Annotated in this window: 15 protein-coding genes, 2 rRNA genes and 1 pseudogene; 8 read left to right on the plus strand and 10 right to left on the minus strand. The window is 60.3% G+C overall.

The window, feature by feature from the left end:
- Positions 1–17: 17 nt before the first annotated feature.
- Together AB4O22_RS05675 and rrf are read left to right on the plus strand one after the other, a co-directional pair.
- Positions 18–2,909 (plus strand): 23S ribosomal RNA (locus AB4O22_RS05675).
- A 165-nt stretch (positions 2,910–3,074) separates the two neighbouring features.
- Positions 3,075–3,190, plus strand: a 5S ribosomal RNA gene (rrf, locus tag AB4O22_RS05680).
- Between the two features lie 117 nt (positions 3,191–3,307).
- Here the strand turns inward: rrf and AB4O22_RS05685 are convergent.
- Entirely contained in the window at positions 3,308–3,709 is a 402-nt protein-coding gene (locus AB4O22_RS05685; protein WP_013693948.1) for a lysozyme inhibitor LprI family protein, read from the minus strand.
- 142 nt (positions 3,710–3,851) lie between these two features.
- Between AB4O22_RS05685 and AB4O22_RS05690 the strand changes: the two genes are divergently transcribed.
- Positions 3,852–4,310 carry an SRPBCC family protein gene (locus AB4O22_RS05690; protein WP_003204010.1) on the plus strand — a complete coding sequence of 153 codons (459 nt, stop codon included), beginning with the start codon at positions 3,852–3,854 and terminating at the stop codon, positions 4,308–4,310.
- A 461-nt stretch (positions 4,311–4,771) separates the two neighbouring features.
- On the opposite strand, the gene AB4O22_RS05695 is transcribed toward AB4O22_RS05690, so the two are convergent.
- Complete coding sequence (locus AB4O22_RS05695; RefSeq protein WP_038856006.1) at positions 4,772–5,023, minus strand: hypothetical protein; 252 nt, start codon at positions 5,021–5,023, stop codon at positions 4,772–4,774.
- A 178-nt stretch (positions 5,024–5,201) separates the two neighbouring features.
- On the minus strand, positions 5,202–6,149 hold the full coding sequence (locus AB4O22_RS05700) for an AraC family transcriptional regulator (RefSeq protein WP_223472780.1): 948 nt from the start codon (positions 6,147–6,149) through the stop codon (positions 5,202–5,204).
- Between the two features lie 202 nt (positions 6,150–6,351).
- Between AB4O22_RS05700 and AB4O22_RS05705 the strand changes: the two genes are divergently transcribed.
- Together AB4O22_RS05705 and AB4O22_RS05710 are read left to right on the plus strand one after the other, a co-directional pair.
- Positions 6,352–7,089: an SDR family oxidoreductase gene (locus AB4O22_RS05705; protein ID WP_223472779.1), complete on the plus strand. Its 738-nt coding sequence runs from the start codon at positions 6,352–6,354 to the stop codon at positions 7,087–7,089.
- Positions 7,090–7,118: 29 nt separating this feature from the next.
- Positions 7,119–7,376 carry an Atu4866 domain-containing protein gene (locus AB4O22_RS05710; protein ID WP_003203997.1) on the plus strand — a complete coding sequence of 86 codons (258 nt, stop codon included), beginning with the start codon at positions 7,119–7,121 and terminating at the stop codon, positions 7,374–7,376.
- A gap of 179 nt (positions 7,377–7,555) precedes the next feature.
- Here the strand turns inward: AB4O22_RS05710 and inhA are convergent, their stop codons facing one another.
- Positions 7,556–8,242 carry an isonitrile hydratase gene (gene inhA, locus AB4O22_RS05715; protein WP_460095978.1) on the minus strand — a complete coding sequence of 229 codons (687 nt, stop codon included), beginning with the start codon at positions 8,240–8,242 and terminating at the stop codon, positions 7,556–7,558.
- A 99-nt stretch (positions 8,243–8,341) separates the two neighbouring features.
- Between inhA and AB4O22_RS05720 the strand changes: the two genes are divergently transcribed.
- Positions 8,342–9,334 carry a GlxA family transcriptional regulator gene (locus AB4O22_RS05720; RefSeq protein WP_460095979.1) on the plus strand — a complete coding sequence of 331 codons (993 nt, stop codon included), beginning with the start codon at positions 8,342–8,344 and terminating at the stop codon, positions 9,332–9,334.
- On the opposite strand, the gene AB4O22_RS05725 is transcribed toward AB4O22_RS05720, so the two are convergent.
- Both AB4O22_RS05725 and AB4O22_RS05730 read right to left on the minus strand, forming a co-directional pair.
- Entirely contained in the window at positions 9,303–10,205 is a 903-nt protein-coding gene (locus tag AB4O22_RS05725) for an alpha/beta fold hydrolase (protein WP_223472777.1), read from the minus strand. The genes AB4O22_RS05720 and AB4O22_RS05725 overlap by 32 nt on opposite strands.
- Before the next feature lie 28 nt (positions 10,206–10,233).
- Positions 10,234–10,611: a hypothetical protein gene (locus AB4O22_RS05730; protein WP_013693946.1), complete on the minus strand. Its 378-nt coding sequence runs from the start codon at positions 10,609–10,611 to the stop codon at positions 10,234–10,236.
- A gap of 268 nt (positions 10,612–10,879) precedes the next feature.
- On the opposite strand from AB4O22_RS05730, the pseudogene AB4O22_RS05735 reads away from it, so the two are divergent.
- Positions 10,880–10,978: pseudogene (locus tag AB4O22_RS05735) on the plus strand (DUF6124 family protein); the annotation flags it as partial.
- Positions 10,979–11,168: 190 nt separating this feature from the next.
- Here the strand turns inward: AB4O22_RS05735 and AB4O22_RS05740 are convergent.
- From AB4O22_RS05740 to tam, 4 genes are all read right to left on the minus strand, one after another.
- On the minus strand, positions 11,169–12,992 hold the full coding sequence (locus AB4O22_RS05740) for a glycoside hydrolase family 15 protein (RefSeq protein WP_223472776.1): 1,824 nt from the start codon (positions 12,990–12,992) through the stop codon (positions 11,169–11,171).
- Positions 12,985–13,785 carry an SDR family oxidoreductase gene (locus AB4O22_RS05745; protein ID WP_013693944.1) on the minus strand — a complete coding sequence of 267 codons (801 nt, stop codon included), beginning with the start codon at positions 13,783–13,785 and terminating at the stop codon, positions 12,985–12,987. Before AB4O22_RS05745 ends, AB4O22_RS05740 begins: the two co-directional genes overlap by 8 nt.
- Before the next feature lie 242 nt (positions 13,786–14,027).
- Positions 14,028–15,161 (minus strand): cupin-like domain-containing protein, encoded by a 1,134-nt coding sequence (locus AB4O22_RS05750; RefSeq protein WP_223472774.1) that lies wholly within the window; start codon positions 15,159–15,161, stop codon positions 14,028–14,030.
- Between the two features lie 91 nt (positions 15,162–15,252).
- Entirely contained in the window at positions 15,253–16,023 is a 771-nt protein-coding gene (gene tam / locus AB4O22_RS05755; RefSeq protein WP_223472773.1) for a trans-aconitate 2-methyltransferase, read from the minus strand.
- Between the two features lie 200 nt (positions 16,024–16,223).
- Here tam and AB4O22_RS05760 point away from each other — a divergent pair, with 200 nt between their 5' ends.
- Positions 16,224–16,958, plus strand: a complete 735-nt coding sequence (locus AB4O22_RS05760; protein ID WP_003203977.1) for a thioesterase II family protein — start codon at positions 16,224–16,226, stop codon at positions 16,956–16,958.
- Positions 16,959–17,196: the final 238 nt, after the last annotated feature.

Here is a 17,196-nt window from a genome sequence, read left to right on the forward strand (position 1 = left end):
ATTGCTTGGGGTTATATGGTCAAGTGAAGAAGCGCATACGGTGGATGCCTTGGCAGTCAGAGGCGATGAAAGACGTGGTAGCCTGCGAAAAGCTTCGGGGAGTCGGCAAACAGACTTTGATCCGGAGATGTCTGAATGGGGGAACCCAGCCATCATAAGATGGTTATCTTGTACTGAATACATAGGTGCAAGAGGCGAACCAGGGGAACTGAAACATCTAAGTACCCTGAGGAAAAGAAATCAACCGAGATTCCCTTAGTAGTGGCGAGCGAACGGGGACTAGCCCTTAAGCTTCTTTGATTTTAGCGGAACGCTCTGGAAAGTGCGGCCATAGTGGGTGATAGCCCTGTACGCGAAAGGATCTTAGAAGTGAAATCGAGTAGGACGGAGCACGAGAAACTTTGTCTGAATATGGGGGGACCATCCTCCAAGGCTAAATACTACTGACTGACCGATAGTGAACTAGTACCGTGAGGGAAAGGCGAAAAGAACCCCGGAGAGGGGAGTGAAATAGATCCTGAAACCGTATGCGTACAAGCAGTGGGAGCCCACTTTGTTGGGTGACTGCGTACCTTTTGTATAATGGGTCAGCGACTTATTTTCAGTGGCGAGCTTAACCGAATAGGGGAGGCGTAGCGAAAGCGAGTCTTAATAGGGCGTCTAGTCGCTGGGAATAGACCCGAAACCGGGCGATCTATCCATGGGCAGGTTGAAGGTTGGGTAACACTAACTGGAGGACCGAACCGACTACCGTTGAAAAGTTAGCGGATGACCTGTGGATCGGAGTGAAAGGCTAATCAAGCTCGGAGATAGCTGGTTCTCCTCGAAAGCTATTTAGGTAGCGCCTCATGTATCACTGTAGGGGGTAGAGCACTGTTTCGGCTAGGGGGTCATCCCGACTTACCAAACCGATGCAAACTCCGAATACCTACAAGTGCCGAGCATGGGAGACACACGGCGGGTGCTAACGTCCGTCGTGAAAAGGGAAACAACCCAGACCGTCAGCTAAGGTCCCAAAGTTATGGTTAAGTGGGAAACGATGTGGGAAGGCTTAGACAGCTAGGAGGTTGGCTTAGAAGCAGCCACCCTTTAAAGAAAGCGTAATAGCTCACTAGTCGAGTCGGCCTGCGCGGAAGATGTAACGGGGCTCAAACCATACACCGAAGCTACGGGTATCACGTAAGTGATGCGGTAGAGGAGCGTTCTGTAAGCCTGTGAAGGTGAGTTGAGAAGCTTGCTGGAGGTATCAGAAGTGCGAATGCTGACATGAGTAACGACAATGGGTGTGAAAAACACCCACGCCGAAAGACCAAGGTTTCCTGCGCAACGTTAATCGACGCAGGGTTAGTCGGTCCCTAAGGCGAGGCTGAAAAGCGTAGTCGATGGAAAACAGGTTAATATTCCTGTACTTCTGGTTATTGCGATGGAGGGACGGAGAAGGCTAGGCCAGCTTGGCGTTGGTTGTCCAAGTTTAAGGTGGTAGGCTGGAATCTTAGGTAAATCCGGGATTCCAAGGCCGAGAGCTGATGACGAGTTACCTTTTGGGTGACGAAGTGGTTGATGCCATGCTTCCAAGAAAAGCTTCTAAGCTTCAGGTAACCAGGAACCGTACCCCAAACCGACACAGGTGGTTGGGTAGAGAATACCAAGGCGCTTGAGAGAACTCGGGTGAAGGAACTAGGCAAAATGGCACCGTAACTTCGGGAGAAGGTGCGCCGGTGAGGGTGAAGCACTTGCTGCGTAAGCCCACGCCGGTCGAAGATACCAGGCCGCTGCGACTGTTTATTAAAAACACAGCACTCTGCAAACACGAAAGTGGACGTATAGGGTGTGACGCCTGCCCGGTGCCGGAAGGTTAATTGATGGGGTTAGCTAACGCGAAGCTCTTGATCGAAGCCCCGGTAAACGGCGGCCGTAACTATAACGGTCCTAAGGTAGCGAAATTCCTTGTCGGGTAAGTTCCGACCTGCACGAATGGCGTAACGATGGCGGCGCTGTCTCCACCCGAGACTCAGTGAAATTGAAATCGCTGTGAAGATGCAGTGTATCCGCGGCTAGACGGAAAGACCCCGTGAACCTTTACTATAGCTTTGCACTGGACTTTGAATTTGCTTGTGTAGGATAGGTGGGAGGCTTTGAAGCGTGGACGCCAGTTCGCGTGGAGCCATCCTTGAAATACCACCCTGGCAACTTTGAGGTTCTAACTCAGGTCCGTTATCCGGATCGAGGACAGTGTATGGTGGGTAGTTTGACTGGGGCGGTCTCCTCCTAAAGAGTAACGGAGGAGTACGAAGGTGCGCTCAGACCGGTCGGAAATCGGTCGTAGAGTATAAAGGCAAAAGCGCGCTTGACTGCGAGACAGACACGTCGAGCAGGTACGAAAGTAGGTCTTAGTGATCCGGTGGTTCTGTATGGAAGGGCCATCGCTCAACGGATAAAAGGTACTCCGGGGATAACAGGCTGATACCGCCCAAGAGTTCATATCGACGGCGGTGTTTGGCACCTCGATGTCGGCTCATCACATCCTGGGGCTGAAGCCGGTCCCAAGGGTATGGCTGTTCGCCATTTAAAGTGGTACGCGAGCTGGGTTTAGAACGTCGTGAGACAGTTCGGTCCCTATCTGCCGTGGACGTTTGAGATTTGAGAGGGGCTGCTCCTAGTACGAGAGGACCGGAGTGGACGAACCTCTGGTGTTCCGGTTGTCACGCCAGTGGCATTGCCGGGTAGCTATGTTCGGGAAAGATAACCGCTGAAAGCATCTAAGCGGGAAACTTGCCTCAAGATGAGATCTCACTGGGACCTTGAGTCCCCTGAAGGGCCGTCGAAGACTACGACGTTGATAGGCAGGGTGTGTAAGCGCTGTGAGGCGTTGAGCTAACCTGTACTAATTGCCCGTGAGGCTTGACCATATAACACCCAAGCAATTTGTAACTCCAAGCCCAAGGCAAAGAGACCAGATTGCGGTGTGTGAAGACGAAACGAACCGAAAGTTCGAATCTCACAAAACACCGAAGCTATCACATACCCAATTTGCTGAAGCGAGGCCAACTGGCCACGACTCAGTACCCGAATTTCTTGACGACTATAGAGCATTGGAACCACCTGATCCCATCCCGAACTCAGCAGTGAAACGATGCATCGCCGATGGTAGTGTGGGGTTTCCCCATGTGAGAGTAGGTCATCGTCAAGATTAAATTCCGAAACCCCTATCTGCTGACGCAGGTAGGGGTTTTGTTTTTGCCTGAAATAAAAATCGTTGGCCAAAAAAGGATGACCTGTAGAGGTCGTCCTTTTTTGCATCCGGCCCTTAAGCCTCGGGTACAGGGCAGCTCAGATCCCCTTCCTTGCACTTGAGATAGTTCTTGAATGCCTCGACCCGGGCCTTAGTCTGGGTGGTGATGCAGTTGCTGTAGATCAGCGGGTAGACGCTACCGCCCTCGACCCCGGAGGCGGAGAAATTGCATTCGGCGTCACGGAAGCCTATCCAGGCACGCTGCGCCTTGACCAGCATCTGCTTGGCCTCCGGATTGTCCTTCAGGCGTGCCGTGATCTGCTTGTACAAGCTGTTCAGCTCGTTGTCGGCGGCCTTGTTTTCTTTGGCTGCACATTGGTTCATTTCGCCTTGAGTGGTGGCGTCGGCACAGTCGTCGGCCTGAGCAGCGGTGACGAAAAGCAGCGGCATCAGGGCCAGAAGCAAGCGCGGGGACATGTTTGGTCTCTCCTTGAGGAGGGTGAAAACGCCGGGTGAGTTTACATCGCTCCATAGAGTTTTAGAGAAGGTGATCCTGATACAACTTTCTGGTTGGCCTTGTGGTCTTACAAGCCTACTGTTGAAACACAGGAGGTGACTCATGCATTCATCCGACCGCATTGAAAGAAAGATCCTGCTCAAGGCTCCGCGCTCTCACGTCTGGCGAGCCCTGGCCAATGCCGAAGCTTTCGGCCAATGGTTCGGTGTCGCCCTTGAGGGGAAACGGTTTGTGGCAGGGGAGCGTACCCAGGGGCAAATCACTTATCCAGGTTACGAGCATCTCATCTGGGACGTAGCCGTGGAGCGGGTGGAGCCTGAGCGGGTGTTCTCGTTTCGCTGGCATCCTTACGCTGTCGAGCCGCAGGTGGATTACTCTCAAGAGTCCGAAACCCGGGTGCTATTCGAACTCGAAGACATGGATGGCGGTACCTTGCTCAAAGTCGTGGAGTCGGGTTTCAACAACATTCCCGAGGCTCGCCGGCTCAAGGCTTTTCGCATGGACAGCCGTGGCTGGGACGAGCAAATGGCCAATATTGAAGCCTTCCTGAGCAAGTCTTGATCGGGGGCTGCTGAGGGGCTAAGGGTTTTCGGAGGGGAGCGGTATAGCGAATGTCTTACACGAGATGGTAGCTATGTCGTCTATTTCGTTTTGGATCCGAGGCGTAATCTGGACTCATCCACTGAAGCACAGAAAGTGCTCAGGATCAGGGACGATCGACCTTGCAAGGAAAGCTATCGACAGGGAGTCGTAATGGTCTTGGAAAAACCCGCTTCGGCGGGTTTTTTTTCGCCCGCAAAAAATCCGGGAAGGTCCTATAGCGAAACGCTTACACGCCGTTGCTGCTTTCTCGTCTTTTTCCAAGATGCCGATGGGCCTAATCTATGTTCATCCACTGGGTACAGGGAGTGCTCGGGGTCATGGATGATTGGACCAGGCATGGAATGCCGGACAGGAAGTCAAATTGGTCCTCAAAAAACCCGCCTAGGCGGGTTTTTTTCGTCTGTGAAAAAGTGGCCTGATCATGCCAACCGCCGGGTCATGGTGCGGTCGGAACCATCGGCAGCGAGAGCCTGGCCCCCAGGCGTCCGGTCCGCGCCATCGGCAGCGAGGGTCTGGCCCCCAGGCGTCCGATCCGCACCATCAGCGGCCACAGGCTGCTGGTAATCGCTAGCCTGGGTAAAGAAACGGTCCTGCTGCTGGCTCGGCAAGGCAAACGCACTGGCGCTCAGGGCGAAGGTGGTAACGGCGATCAAGGTGTTGAGCGTTTTCATGGTAAAGACTCCGGTCATATCAAGGGTTGAGTGCCGGGTCGTTCAGATGTCGTGATCTGCTGAACCCGTTGCAGCGGCGATGGTTGTCTTGCTGCATGGGTTCAGATTAGGGGCGAGGCGGGGGCGGGCGTTAGACGGATACTGCCCTGGTTTTGCCTGATCCTGTTTGTGTGCAGGATCAGGCGCTACTGGCTTGCAGCGCCTGGGCGCGCAAACGAGCGATATCCTTGCTCGGGGAGGCGCCAAATAGACGGCTGTATTCACGGCTGAACTGCGAAGGGCTTTCATACCCCATCTTGTAGCCAATTGACGAAACGTCGCTGTTCTCCGCCAACAGCAACCGTCGGGCTTCCTGTAGGCGCAGTTGTTTCTGATATTGCAGCGGGCTCATGGCGGTCACGGCTTTGAAGCGGTGATGCAGCGCCGAAGGGCTGAGATTGATCATTTGTGCCAGGCTGTCGATGCTAAACGGTTCGGCGTAATGGGTATTGAGCCACTCGATGGCACGGCTGATGCGATGGGTCTGGGTGTCAGGAATGGCGATTTCGTGCAAGCGCTGGCCTTGGGCGCCACGTAGCAGTCGGTAGAAAATCTCCTGTTGGGCCAAAGGCGCGAGGGTGGCGATATCGTCCGGACTGTCCAACAGTCGCAGCAAGCGCAACACCGCGTCGAGCAATGGCGCATCGATACGGTCCAGGAACAACCCGCGTCCGGTTCTTTCGGCCGGCACGCCGATAGGGCTGGCGTCGGCCATCAGGCGGCAGATCTGTGCCGGGTCGATGTCGAGGCGGATGCACAAGTAGGGGCGTTCAGGACTGGCTTCAATCACCTGGCCGGCCAGCGGTAGGGTCACCGAGACGACCAGGTAATTGAGCGGGTCATACACGTAGCATTCGTCCGCCAGGCGCACTTCCTTGCGCCCCTCGATAATCACGCATAAACCAGGCTTGTGCACGGTGTGCAGGGCTTCGGTCGGCTGGTCGCTACGGATCAGGTGCAAGGCCTCGATGGCCGTAGGGTGGACGCCATATTCCGGCGCAAAGCGCTTCATCAGGCTCGCTAATTCGGTGCGGCGCTGGCTGACGCCGTCGTCTGGCGCGATGTGGATGGACGTGGATACCGACATGCCGATCAATCTCCCAGGCCAAATTGAGTGGACCGCGCTAGTAAAGCCGATTGCACGGCTGTCGGCCAGAGTCGGCTTTATCGCCACAGCATCGTGCAAGTGCGCAGGAGGATCCGGCTAACCCCGACCTCGGTCGGTTCCCTAATCTGGACCTGTCAAAACGCTCCCACCGGGGCCAACACATCCAGACGAGGAAACCATCATGTCAGATATTCAAAACAAAGTAGTGGTCATCACCGGCGCCAGCAGCGGGATTGGTGAAGCGGCGGCGCGGTTGCTCGCGGCTCGCGGTGCCCGTGTCGTGCTTGGCGCCCGGCGCATCGATCGTTTGCAAACGCTGGTGCAGGAACTCGAAACCGCCGGCCAGCAAGCGGTCTGCAAAGCGGTGGACGTGACCCGCCGCGACGATGTCCAGCACCTGATCGACTTTGCTGTCGAGCGGTTCGGTCGGGTCGACGTGATCATCAACAATGCCGGGGTCATGCCGCTCTCCAAGCTCGAGGCGCTGAAAGTCGAGGAGTGGGACCGCATGATCGACGTCAACATCCGTGGCGTGCTCCACGGCATCGCCGCCGGCTTGCCGCTGATGCAGCGCCAGCGCAGCGGCCAGTTCATCAACATCGCGTCCATCGGCGCCTACGCCGTCAGCCCGACTGCCGCCGTGTATTGCGCCACCAAGTTTGCCGTGCGGGCGATTTCCGAGGGCTTGCGCCAGGAAGTCGGGGGAGATGTGCGCGTGACGGTGATTTCCCCTGGCGTGACCGAATCGGAACTGGCCGAGAGCATTTCCGATGAAGGTGGACGTGCCGAAATGCGCGAGTTCCGCAGGATCTCCATTCCGGCCGAAGCCATCGCCCGGGCGATCGCCTACGCCATCGAACAACCGGCGGATGTGGACGTCAGCGAACTGATCGTGCGCCCCACCGCCAGCCCGTTTTGAACCGCGTTTTACCTGACAGGAGATGTCCCATGAGAAAGGCCTTTGGAGACCAGGACAAATTTGTCGGCCTGTGGGTGACGGCTGATGGCGTGATTCGCCATCGGCTGCTGCCGGGCGGACGCTATGACGAAGCGCGGGGTTTGCGTGAGAGTGCGTACCAGGGCGACTACTGGTTGCAGGACGACCATATCGAATACCACGACGACACCGGTTTCACCGCCGATGGGGATTTTCGTGAGGGGGTGCTGTATCACGCGGGGATGGTGTTGTATTGCCAGGAAGGGTGATGAATCCACGGTTGGCTGGGTGGGAGCAAGGCTTGCCCGCGATAGAGGCGATGCGGTCTTTTAGAAATCGAGGCGCCTGTTTCGCGAGCAAGCTTTGCTCCCACAGCACAGCACAGCACAGCACAGCACAGCACAGCACAGCACAGCACAGCACAGTCATGCCTGGTTGGGACTTAGCGTTACACCAGTTCCAACCGCGCCGCAGCACGTTGGGCAATCTGCGAGCGGACCCGGAACGATTCTGCGGTACGCCGGTGGGCTTCTTCCAGGACGCGCGTTGGTGCAGTGTCCGGGCTGCCGGCGTTGAACGGTGGGGCAGGGGCGTATTCGAGCTGCAGCTGGACCAGTTCGGCGGTGTCCTGGTCGAACAGTTCGGCGGCCAGGGTCAGGGCAAAATCGACCCCGGCCGTGATGCCGCCACCGGTGAGCAGGTTGCCATCGCGGACTACGCGATCCTTGACCGGTGTCGCGCCCAGGGTTTGCAGCAGGCTGTGATAGGCCCAATGGGTGGTGGCGCGCTTGCCTTGCAACAGGCCCGCCGCACCCAGCACCAGCGAACCGGTGCACACGGACGTGATGTATTTCGCCTCGGCGGCCTGCCGCTTGATGAAGGCCAGCGTCTGCTCGTCTTCCATCAGAGGCCCGACGCCGGTCCCGCCGGGGACGCAGATCACGTCGAGCTTCGGGCAGTCCTCGAACGTGGTGGTGGGCAACAACACCAGCCCGGTGCTGGCAGTGACCGGCGCCAGGTCCTTCCAGATCAGGTGGACCTTCACGTCTGGCAACGAGGCCAGTACGTCATAAGGGCCGGTCAGGTCCAACTGCTGGACTTGGGGGAATAACAGCAAACCGATCTGCAGCGTCATGTCGCGTGCTCCTTTGGATGATGCCCGAGGGGTGGACGGTTTTACTTTAGATCCGTAGGCTCTGGCGTATACGCCAATAAACCCACGAATCACGCCAATATGCCCAACCCACCGAAAACCGTTCATGTGCTGGCCTTCGCCAACGTGCAAGTGCTGGATGTCACCGGGCCTTTGCAAGTGTTTGCCTCGACCAACGACCTGGCTCGCCAGCAAGGCCTGCCGTTGCCCTACACGCCCACGGTCATCGCTGTGGGGGGCGGGGCGGTAATGTCCTCGGCAGGGTTGGCGCTGTTAGCCGAGCCGCTGCCGAGCGAAGGCAGCGACACGCTGTTGATCGCCGGTGGCTGGGGCGTGTACGAAGCGGCGAAGGATCCGGCGCTGGTGGCCTGGGTCAAAGAGCACGGCCTGCGTTCGCGAAGGGTGGCGTCGGTGTGCACCGGGGCGTTCCTGCTGGCTGCCAGCGGTTGGCTGGACGGGCGGCGCGTGGTGACGCACTGGACCCGCTGCGAACAACTGGCCGAGCAGCATCCGCAATTGCGGGTCGAACCCAACCCGATTTTCATCAACGATGGCCCGGTCTGGACCTCGGCCGGGGTCACGGCCGGCATCGACCTGGCCTTGGCGCTGGTGGAGGAGGACCTGGGCCGCGCGGTGGCGCTGGAGGTCGCCCGGCACCTGGTGGTGTTCCTCAAGCGTCCCGGCGGGCAATCGCAGTTCAGCGTGACGTTGTCGCTGCAAAAGCAAGGCAGTCGGTTTGATGACCTGCATGCCTGGATCGCCGAAAACCTCACCCGTGACCTGGGCCTGTCGAGCCTGGCCGCCAAGGTCGGCATGAGCGAACGCAGCTTTGTGCGGCACTACCGCGCCGACACCGGCCAGACTCCGGCGCGGGCGGTGGAGTTGATTCGCGTGGAAACCGCTCGCCGCTTGTTGTCCGACACCGCTGTGTCGATCAAGCGGGTGGCGGCGCAGTGTGGCTTCGGCAGTGAGGAAACCTTGCGCCGCAGCTTTTTGCGGGCCATGGGGGTGACGCCACAGGCCTATCGCGAGCGGTTCGCCGTCAGCCCTCAAGTAGTTCCAGCAATGCCTTGAGCGTGGCCTCGGGGGCTTCCTGTGGGATGTTGTGGCCGACACCGGCCAGCACGCGGCGCTCATAAAAACCTGTGAAGTGTTCGGCGTCTTCATCGTGTTCCGGCGCTGGCCCCACGCCGTCGTCGGCACCGCACAGGGAAATGCTCGGCACGCTGATGGCCGGTTGTGCCGCCAGCCGTTCCTCCATCCACTCCAGCGTCGGGTCGCCCGGCGCGTACATGAAGCGATGACGGTAGGAGTGGATCACCACGTCGACGAAGTCCGGGTTGTCGAACGACGCAGCACTGAGGGGATACAGTTCGGCGCCACGTTTCCAGGTCGGTGACCACAGGCGCCAGAGCAATTCACACAGTTCACGTCGGTTCCGGGTCAGGCCCTCGACACCCCGCGCCGTGTGGAAATAGTACTGGTACCACAGGCGATGTTCGGTTTCCGGGTCCAGCGGCTGCTTGGAACGTGGGATGTTCTGCAGGTTGTAGCCGTCGCCCGTCACCAGACAGCGAACTCGCTCGGGCCACAGCGCCGCGACGATACACGCCGCCCGACCGCCCCAATCGTAGCCGCACAGCGTCGCTTGAGGGATGGAGAGTACGTGCATCAGGTCCAGCAGGTCCTGGGCCAGTGCCGCTTGCTGGCCGGAGCGCAAGATGGCCGGATTGTTGAACCGGGTCGGGCCGTAGCCGCGCAGGTAGGGCACGATGACCCAGTATCCACGCTCGGCCAGGGCGGGCGCGACTTCATCGAAAGCCCTGGGATCGTAAGGAAAACCGTGCAGCAGGATGATGGGTTCGCCGCTGGCGGGACCGTGTTCTTCGTAGGCGATGCGTAACAGCGGCGTCACGGCGAAGTTGACCTTGGGATCGAGGTTCATGTTGGCCTCCGGCATTGCCCGATTGCGATCAGGCGGGTTCCTGGTTCACGTATTTGGCCCGATCCGGCGTAAACGTCACGATCATGTTCGTGCTGGAACAGGTGAGGGTGCGCTCCTGGGTCAGGTCGATGTCCAGGTCTTCACCGCGCAGGCCCTGCCATTGGGCGAGGTACTTGAGGCAGCCGAATTTTTCGTTTTTCTTCAGGCTGCGGCTGACGCCACCTTTCCAGCCCAGCACAGGCAATTCACCGGCCAGGCAGCGTTGCGCCAGTTCGGGAAACTTCACCCCGCGGTCGCGGCCGATTTCCCAGCATTTGATCAGGCCCCGGTCCTGGCCCTCCCAGAGGTCTTCGCGGGTCAGGCCTGTTCGGGGTGGGGTGGTGATGGGGCGTTTGATATGGGTCATGTCAGATCCTTGAGTCGGGTTTTTATCGGGCAGCTCCGCTGCACCCGTGAGAGCATCGATCTTAGGAGGGGTTTGGGGGGCTGGCAACTTCTTAACGGGGCGTGGTGATAAATGGGGCCGTAGGAGTTGTGTAGGAGCTGTCGAGTGCAACGAGGCTGCGATCTTTCCCCAGCCCCTTGAGTCTCAAGTGAAAGATCAAAAGATCGCAGCCTTCGGCAGCTCCTACAGGGGGCAGCCCAGCGGGATAAATTCCCTCATCACACTGGTGCGGCATGTTGCGCTGGGGATTCAGCAGTTGATCGGGCTGGCCAAGTTGTTGGCCAATCGTGCGCTGGATGACCTCGAACTGGCTGAGTCGACACAATAGCCAGTACACCATGATCGTTCCCACGCTCTGCGTGGGAATGCATCCCGTGACGCTCTGCGTCACCCTCCAGAGCGGAACGCGGAGCGTCCCTGGCGGCGTTCCCACGTGGGAGCGTGGGAACGATCACAAACCCAGCGGGAGCAAGCTCCCTCGCCACAGGGACTGTGCTCAGTCTGAAGGGCAGCCCGGTTCACGGCTGCCAATGAGTTTTCTCCCCGCTCAACTTGCGATCCAGGAAGCTCGCCGCGCTGATCAGCGCCAGGAGGGTCAGGGCTTGGGGAGTGTTGCCCAGGTGGTAGCCGTGGCTGTCGAATTCTTCGGCGTACAGCCCCAGCGGGTTGGCGTAGCGCAGCAGTTGTTCGAATTCCAGCTGGGCTTTTTCCACGCGGCCGGCGCGGGCCAGGCATTCGACGTACCAGAATGAGCAGGCCGCGAATGAGCCTTCGATGCCGCTGAGGCCGTCGATGGGGCTATCGTCGTTGCGGTAGCGATAGACCATGCCGTCGCGCACCAGGTTTTTTTCGATGGCGTCGAGCGTCGAGAGCCAGCGCGGGTCGCGGGCGCTGACGAAGCGCACCAGCGGCATCAACAGCATCGAGCCGTCCAGGGCGGTGCTGCCCAGGCGCTGGATGAAGTGCTGGTGTTCGTCGTTCCAGAAGTTTGTCCAGATGTCCTGGTAGATGGCCTGGCGCGTCTCGTCCCAGCGGGCGAACGGGGCGGGCAGGGAGCGTTTTTCGGCCAGGCGGATGGCGCGATCCACGGCGACCCAGCACATCAGTCGCGAATGCAGGAAATGCTGTTTGTCGCCGCGCATTTCCCAGATCCCCACATCCTTGTCCTGCCAGACCTTGCACACTTGGTCGACCACGTCGACGGTGTGTTTCCAGCCTTGATGGGAGATGGCTTCGCCGTATTTGTTGACCAGGTACACCGCGTCCATCAGCTCGCCGAAAATGTCCAACTGCACCTGTTTGTAGGCCAGGTTGCCGATGCGTACCGGTCGGGCGTTGCCGAAGCCACTCAGGTGCGGCAGCTCGGTTTCGGGCAGTTCCAGCCTGCCGTCCAGGCCGTAGAGGATGTTGAGTTTGATCGGCTGGTCACGGCAGTCGCTGACCCGGCCACGCAGCCAGCGCATGTAGGCGTTGGCTTCTTCGACGAAGCCCAGGCGCATGAACGCGTAGACGGTGAACGAGGCGTCGCGGATCCAGGTGTAGCGGTAATCCCAGTTGCGCTCGCCGCCGCGGGTTTCCGGCAGGCCGAAGGTGGCGGCGGCGAGGATGGCGCCGTGTTTGCGCGAGGTCAGCAGCTTCAGCGCCAGGGCCGAACGGTTGACCGTTTCCCGCCAGCGTCCCCGGTAGGTGGACTGAGCGATCCAGCCGCGCCAGAACGCCAGGGTGCGTTCCAGGCAGATCGCGCTGACATCGTCCTGAAGGCGCGGATCGTCAATGCCACCCAGCAGGAACTCGGCGCTCTGGCCCTGCGTCAGGGTGAACTCGGCCACCGCCGCATTGCCGTCCAGCGTCATGGGCTGATCGGAGCATAAGCGCAGGCTCGGTTGTCCCGGCGCCTCGAAACAGATGTGGGCAGCGTCCTGGCGCGCCGTGGTGGCGGCCCGGGCGTAGTCATGCCGCACGGCGCAGCGCATGCGAAACGTCGCGCTGCCGACGGTCATGTGCACCTTGCGCATCAGCACCGGTAAATCATCCTCGCTGTCACCGATGGGCAGCAGGTCGGTGACTTCCACCACGGCGCCGTCGCTCAGCCAGCGGGTTTGCAGCACGTTGGTGTCGGGCAGGTAGATCTGCTGGCGACGGGCATTCGGCAGGTCCGGGGCCAGTTGGAAAATCCCCGCTTCGGGCGTATCCAGCAGCGAACAGAAGATCGATGGGCTGTCGAATTCCGGCCAGCAGAAAAAATCGACGCTGCCTCGGTCGTTGATCAGCGCGGCGCTGCGCATGTCGCCGATGATGCCGTGGTTCTCGATGGGGCTTTGCGGTTCGTCATGATCAGCCATTGCCGCGAAACCCCGGATAAAGGCTCATCCCGCCATCGATGAACAGCGTGGTGCCCACCACATAATCGGACAAGTCCGAGGCCAGCCAGACCACCGCGTTGGCGACGTCCTCCACATCGCCGACGCGACCGTAAGGAATCAGCTCCAGCAGTTTCTGTCCCTGCTCGCCCTCGGTGGCATCCTGGTTGATGGCCGTGCGGATGGCGCCGGGGGCGATGCTGTTGATGCGGATGCGCTGGTGGCTGGTTTCCTGGGCCAGACTCTGCATCAGCAGATCGACCCCGCCCTTGGACGCAGCGTAATTGGCGTGGCCCGCCCAGGGAATGCGCTGGTGCACCGAACTCATGTGAATGATCTTGCCAGCGGCCTGGGACACGCCCCGGCGAATGCCCTGGCGGGTGAAAATTCGCAGCGCGGCGCGAGCACAGAGGAACTGGCCGGTGAGGTTGGTGCCGATCACGGTGTTCCAGTCTTCCAGGGTCATGTCGACGGTGGCGGCGTCTTTTTGCAGGCCGGAGTTGGCGACCAGGATGTCCAGCGCGCCAAACGCTTCGAGGGTCTGGGCGAACAGCCGTTCGACGTCCGGCTCCTTCGACACATCGGCCCCGACGGCGATGGCGCGGCCGCCGGTGGCGTTGATTTCACGGGCCAGCGCTTCGGCCGGGCCGGCGCTGGAGTGGTAGTTGAGTACCACCGCGGCACCCGCATCTGCCAACGCCCTGGCCGCGCCTGCGCCAATGCCGGAGCTGGCGCCGGTGACCAGGGCAACCTGTCGGGCGAGGGATATCTGCATGGTCTAGCACCTTGAATTGAGGGCCTTACCTGCTGACTGGCGTGAGGCGTGCAGAGTTCATTTGGGTGAAGCGGTCTTCATATTCCAGATTCAAACACAAACCTGTGGCAAGGGGACTGTGGGAGCATAGCTTGCTCGCGAAACAGGCGACTCGATTTCTGAAAGACCGCATTGCCTTCGTCGCGGGCAAGCCTTGCTCCCACAATTACCCCGCCACAAAGAATGTTGCTTCAGACCGGCTGTTACCAACCCCGCCCCGAATTCACCCAGAAATTCACCGACAACGACGTAGACACCGACTCCACCTGATGGAACCAACCTTCCGGCAAAAACAGCAAATCCCCAGCCTCCAATGTCACGCGCATGAAGGTCACGTCGCGGGCGTGGGGGAAGCGTTGGTAGTCCGGCGCGTCCGGGTTGAAATCACAGCCGTCCAACCCGCCTTGGGGCGCAGTGGACCAGGTGCCCAGGGCTTCGCGGTGGTGAGGCGCGGCGAGGGTGAAGGTTTTCTGGCCCCAGACCTGGGCGAACAGGTTGTCGGTGTCGTCGCGATGCAGCGGCGTCAGGGTGCCCTTGGGGCCGATCCAGATGCGCGGTGGGATGAACAGTGAGGCGTCGAAGTAGGGCGGGTACTTGATCTGCTCCATCAGTTGCGCCGGCAGGATGTTGTTGCCCATGTAGGCCGGTGGTTCGCCGTCGGCGCCCTTGGTCGCCGGGCTGTCGAGGGAGGCGATGAAGTCGGCCATGGACGTGGAGCGGAAATCCCGCTCGGTGGAGAAGGTCTTCTTCACGTAGTCGCCGTGGCGGGTGATGCCTTGCAGCTCGGCAAAATGCACCAGGGATTCTTCGCGGCTGAGCTTGAACAATGGCCAGTCCTGCAAGGCATCGCTGATGACCAGCGGAATGCCGTGGGGCAGATAGCGCGCTTGAAACTCCTGTACCGACAGCTCGCTGCGGGGACGACGCTCCACCCTGCGTTGGGTCGGCAGGCTGGCGGTGAGTTTTTCGCTGAAGCGCGACGGGGTGGGGTAGCGCTTGTTCATGTCGACCTTTTCCACCACGCCACCGCCATGTCGGGCATGGTCGATGATCTGCGGCAGCAGCGTCGCCAGGCCCATGTTGCCGCCAATCTTCAGGCGCCCGCTGGCGAACAGTTCCTCGACATTGGCCAGGCCCGCCATGATCCCGAGGAAGTCCTTTTCCGCCACCTCGATGGTGACGTCGGGGCTGCTGTGGCGGCCGGCCTGGGTGCGACTGCTGGCCTTGACCTCGGACCAGTAGGCCTGGTGCGGGCCGAACACGAATTGGAAGACGCCTTCGATACCTACGGCGCCGGCATTGGCGAACAGCTTGCCCAGGATGGTTTGCAGGTCCACGGCGGTCACTCTTGCGGGTTTTTGGTCTTAGCAGGTAACGAGGGCCTGGAGCAGAAATTTAGGCCCCGTCGCCGCGTCATCGACCGTCGCCCTAGCGCGTCGCGACCATGAACACCCGGGGAAACGGCAGCAGCACCGTTCCATCCTCCAGGGTGGGATAAGCCTGTTCGATCGCCTTGAGGTACTGCGCCAGATACTGCTCGCGTTGCGTCTCATCCAGCGGGTCGAGAAACGGCCGCAAGCCGCTGCCCTTGAACCATTCCACCACGCCTGCGGCGCCACCGGCCAGGGGGTGATGGTAGGTGGTGCGCCACACATCGACGCGGCTGCAGTGGGGTTTGAGGATCGCGTAATAGGTGCTGGCGTCCTCCACCTCGGTCCGAGAATCAGCCGCCCCGGCCAGTTGGCTGGCCCAAGGCCCGCTTGCTGCGATTTCCCGCATCAGGCGGTGGGAGGGCTGGTGCAGGGTGTCGGGCATCTGGATCGCCAGGCTGCCACCGGGGGCGAGTTTGCCCACCAGCGAGGGCAGCAGGGTGGCGTGGTCGGGCAGCCATTGCAGCACGGCGTTGGCGAAGATCACGTCGAACGGCCCGGGTTCATCCCATTGGCCGATGTCGGCGGTGTCGAACGCCACGGCGGGCAGGCGTTTGCGTGCGGCGTCGACCATGTCGCTGGAACTGTCCAGGCCGCGCACCGTGGCGCTGTTGAAATGTTCCACCAGCAGCTCGGTGGAATTGCCCGGGCCGCAACCCAGGTCGATCACCGAGCCGGCCTGGGTGGGAGGAATGGCGGCGAGCAGGTCTCGGGACGGACGGGTGCGTTCCTGTTCGAAGGCGACGTATTGCTTGGCGGACCAGCCCATGGCGTTCTCCTGTGTGGTGCAGTGTTCGAGGTATCGCCAGTATAAGGTCGGGTGGGAAGATGAACCGCGTTATCGTTCATCGCGGGCAAGCCTTGCTCCCACAAGGTGCTGTCATCTCGTAGCGAACGTCACGGTTTTGACTAAATCGGTGGGTTACGATTTCGTTATCTTCTTTACACGACCGATCGGAGAAAACCGCAGTGACCCAACTGACCCTGCTGTGCCTGCCTTATTCCGGCGCCAGCGCGATGGTGTACAGCCGCTGGCGGCGCAAGTTGCCGCAATGGCTGCACGTGCAGCCGGTGGAACTGCCGGGGCGCGGGGCGCGCTTCGACGAGCCGCTGCACACCGACATGGGGCTGTTGGCGATGCAACTGGCGCGGGAATTGTCCGCGACGCTCCAGGCCCCTTACGCCTTGTTCGGTCACAGCCTGGGCGCGCTGCTGGCCTGCGAGATCGGCCATGCCCTGCGTGAGCTCGGCTGCCCGGAACCGGTGGCGCTGTTTGCGTCCGGCACCGCAGCGCCGACGATGCGCGCCGACTATGACCGCGGTTTCGCCGAGCCGAAAACCGACGCTGAACTGATCGAGCAACTGCGCACCCTCAACGGCACCAGCGAAGAGATATTGGCCAATGAAGAGCTGATGGCCCTGACCTTGCCGGTCCTGCGGGCCGACTTCCTGCTGTGCGGACGTTTCCAGCCGCGGCTGCGACCACCGCTCAACTGCCCGGTGCATGTGCTCGGCGGCACCACCGACAAGGCCACCACGGAGCAACTGATTGGCTGGCGCCAGGAAACCACGGGCAGCTTTTCGGTGGACATGCTGGCCGGTGGGCACTTCTTCATTCATGAGCACGAGGCCAAGGTGCTGCGGCTGATCAAGGATCAGTTGAGCGTGCATCATAGGCGGCATGGGTTGGCCATCAGCGCCTGATCCACTGAGCCCGTGACGATCGTTCCCACGTTCCTGCGTGGGAATGCCGCCCCGGACGCTCTGCGTCCTCTGTGTGACGCAGAGCGTCACCGGATGCGTTCCCACGCAGAGCGTGGGAACGATCAGAACCTCTCTTCCTGACACAAATTCTCAAACGCTAATTTTTCCGGTCTGCATTCGTTTTATAGGGACGACTTGCCTTTGTGCCTTGTGCCCACTGATTCCGGATATCCCAGAA

Source organism: Pseudomonas sp. S3_B11 (assembly GCF_054667715.1).

Coding starts and splice junctions, on each gene's coding strand:
- AB4O22_RS05745 (WP_013693944.1), bottom strand. CDS start 13,785: ATGCAGATATCCCTCGCCCGACAGGTTGCCCTGGTCACCGGCGCCAGC.
- AB4O22_RS05700 (WP_223472780.1), bottom strand. CDS start 6,149: ATGTCGGTATCCACGTCCATCCACATCGCGCCAGACGACGGCGTCAGC.
- AB4O22_RS05730 (WP_013693946.1), bottom strand. CDS start 10,611: ATGACCCATATCAAACGCCCCATCACCACCCCACCCCGAACAGGCCTG.
- AB4O22_RS05740 (WP_223472776.1), bottom strand. CDS start 12,992: ATGGCTGATCATGACGAACCGCAAAGCCCCATCGAGAACCACGGCATC.
- AB4O22_RS05705 (WP_223472779.1), top strand. CDS start 6,352: ATGTCAGATATTCAAAACAAAGTAGTGGTCATCACCGGCGCCAGCAGC.
- AB4O22_RS05685 (WP_013693948.1), bottom strand. CDS start 3,709: ATGTCCCCGCGCTTGCTTCTGGCCCTGATGCCGCTGCTTTTCGTCACC.
- AB4O22_RS05690 (WP_003204010.1), top strand. CDS start 3,852: ATGCATTCATCCGACCGCATTGAAAGAAAGATCCTGCTCAAGGCTCCG.
- AB4O22_RS05710 (WP_003203997.1), top strand. CDS start 7,119: ATGAGAAAGGCCTTTGGAGACCAGGACAAATTTGTCGGCCTGTGGGTG.
- inhA (WP_460095978.1), bottom strand. CDS start 8,242: ATGACGCTGCAGATCGGTTTGCTGTTATTCCCCCAAGTCCAGCAGTTG.
- AB4O22_RS05695 (WP_038856006.1), bottom strand. CDS start 5,023: ATGAAAACGCTCAACACCTTGATCGCCGTTACCACCTTCGCCCTGAGC.
- tam (WP_223472773.1), bottom strand. CDS start 16,023: ATGGGCTGGTCCGCCAAGCAATACGTCGCCTTCGAACAGGAACGCACC.
- AB4O22_RS05725 (WP_223472777.1), bottom strand. CDS start 10,205: ATGAACCTCGATCCCAAGGTCAACTTCGCCGTGACGCCGCTGTTACGC.
- AB4O22_RS05720 (WP_460095979.1), top strand. CDS start 8,342: ATGCCCAACCCACCGAAAACCGTTCATGTGCTGGCCTTCGCCAACGTG.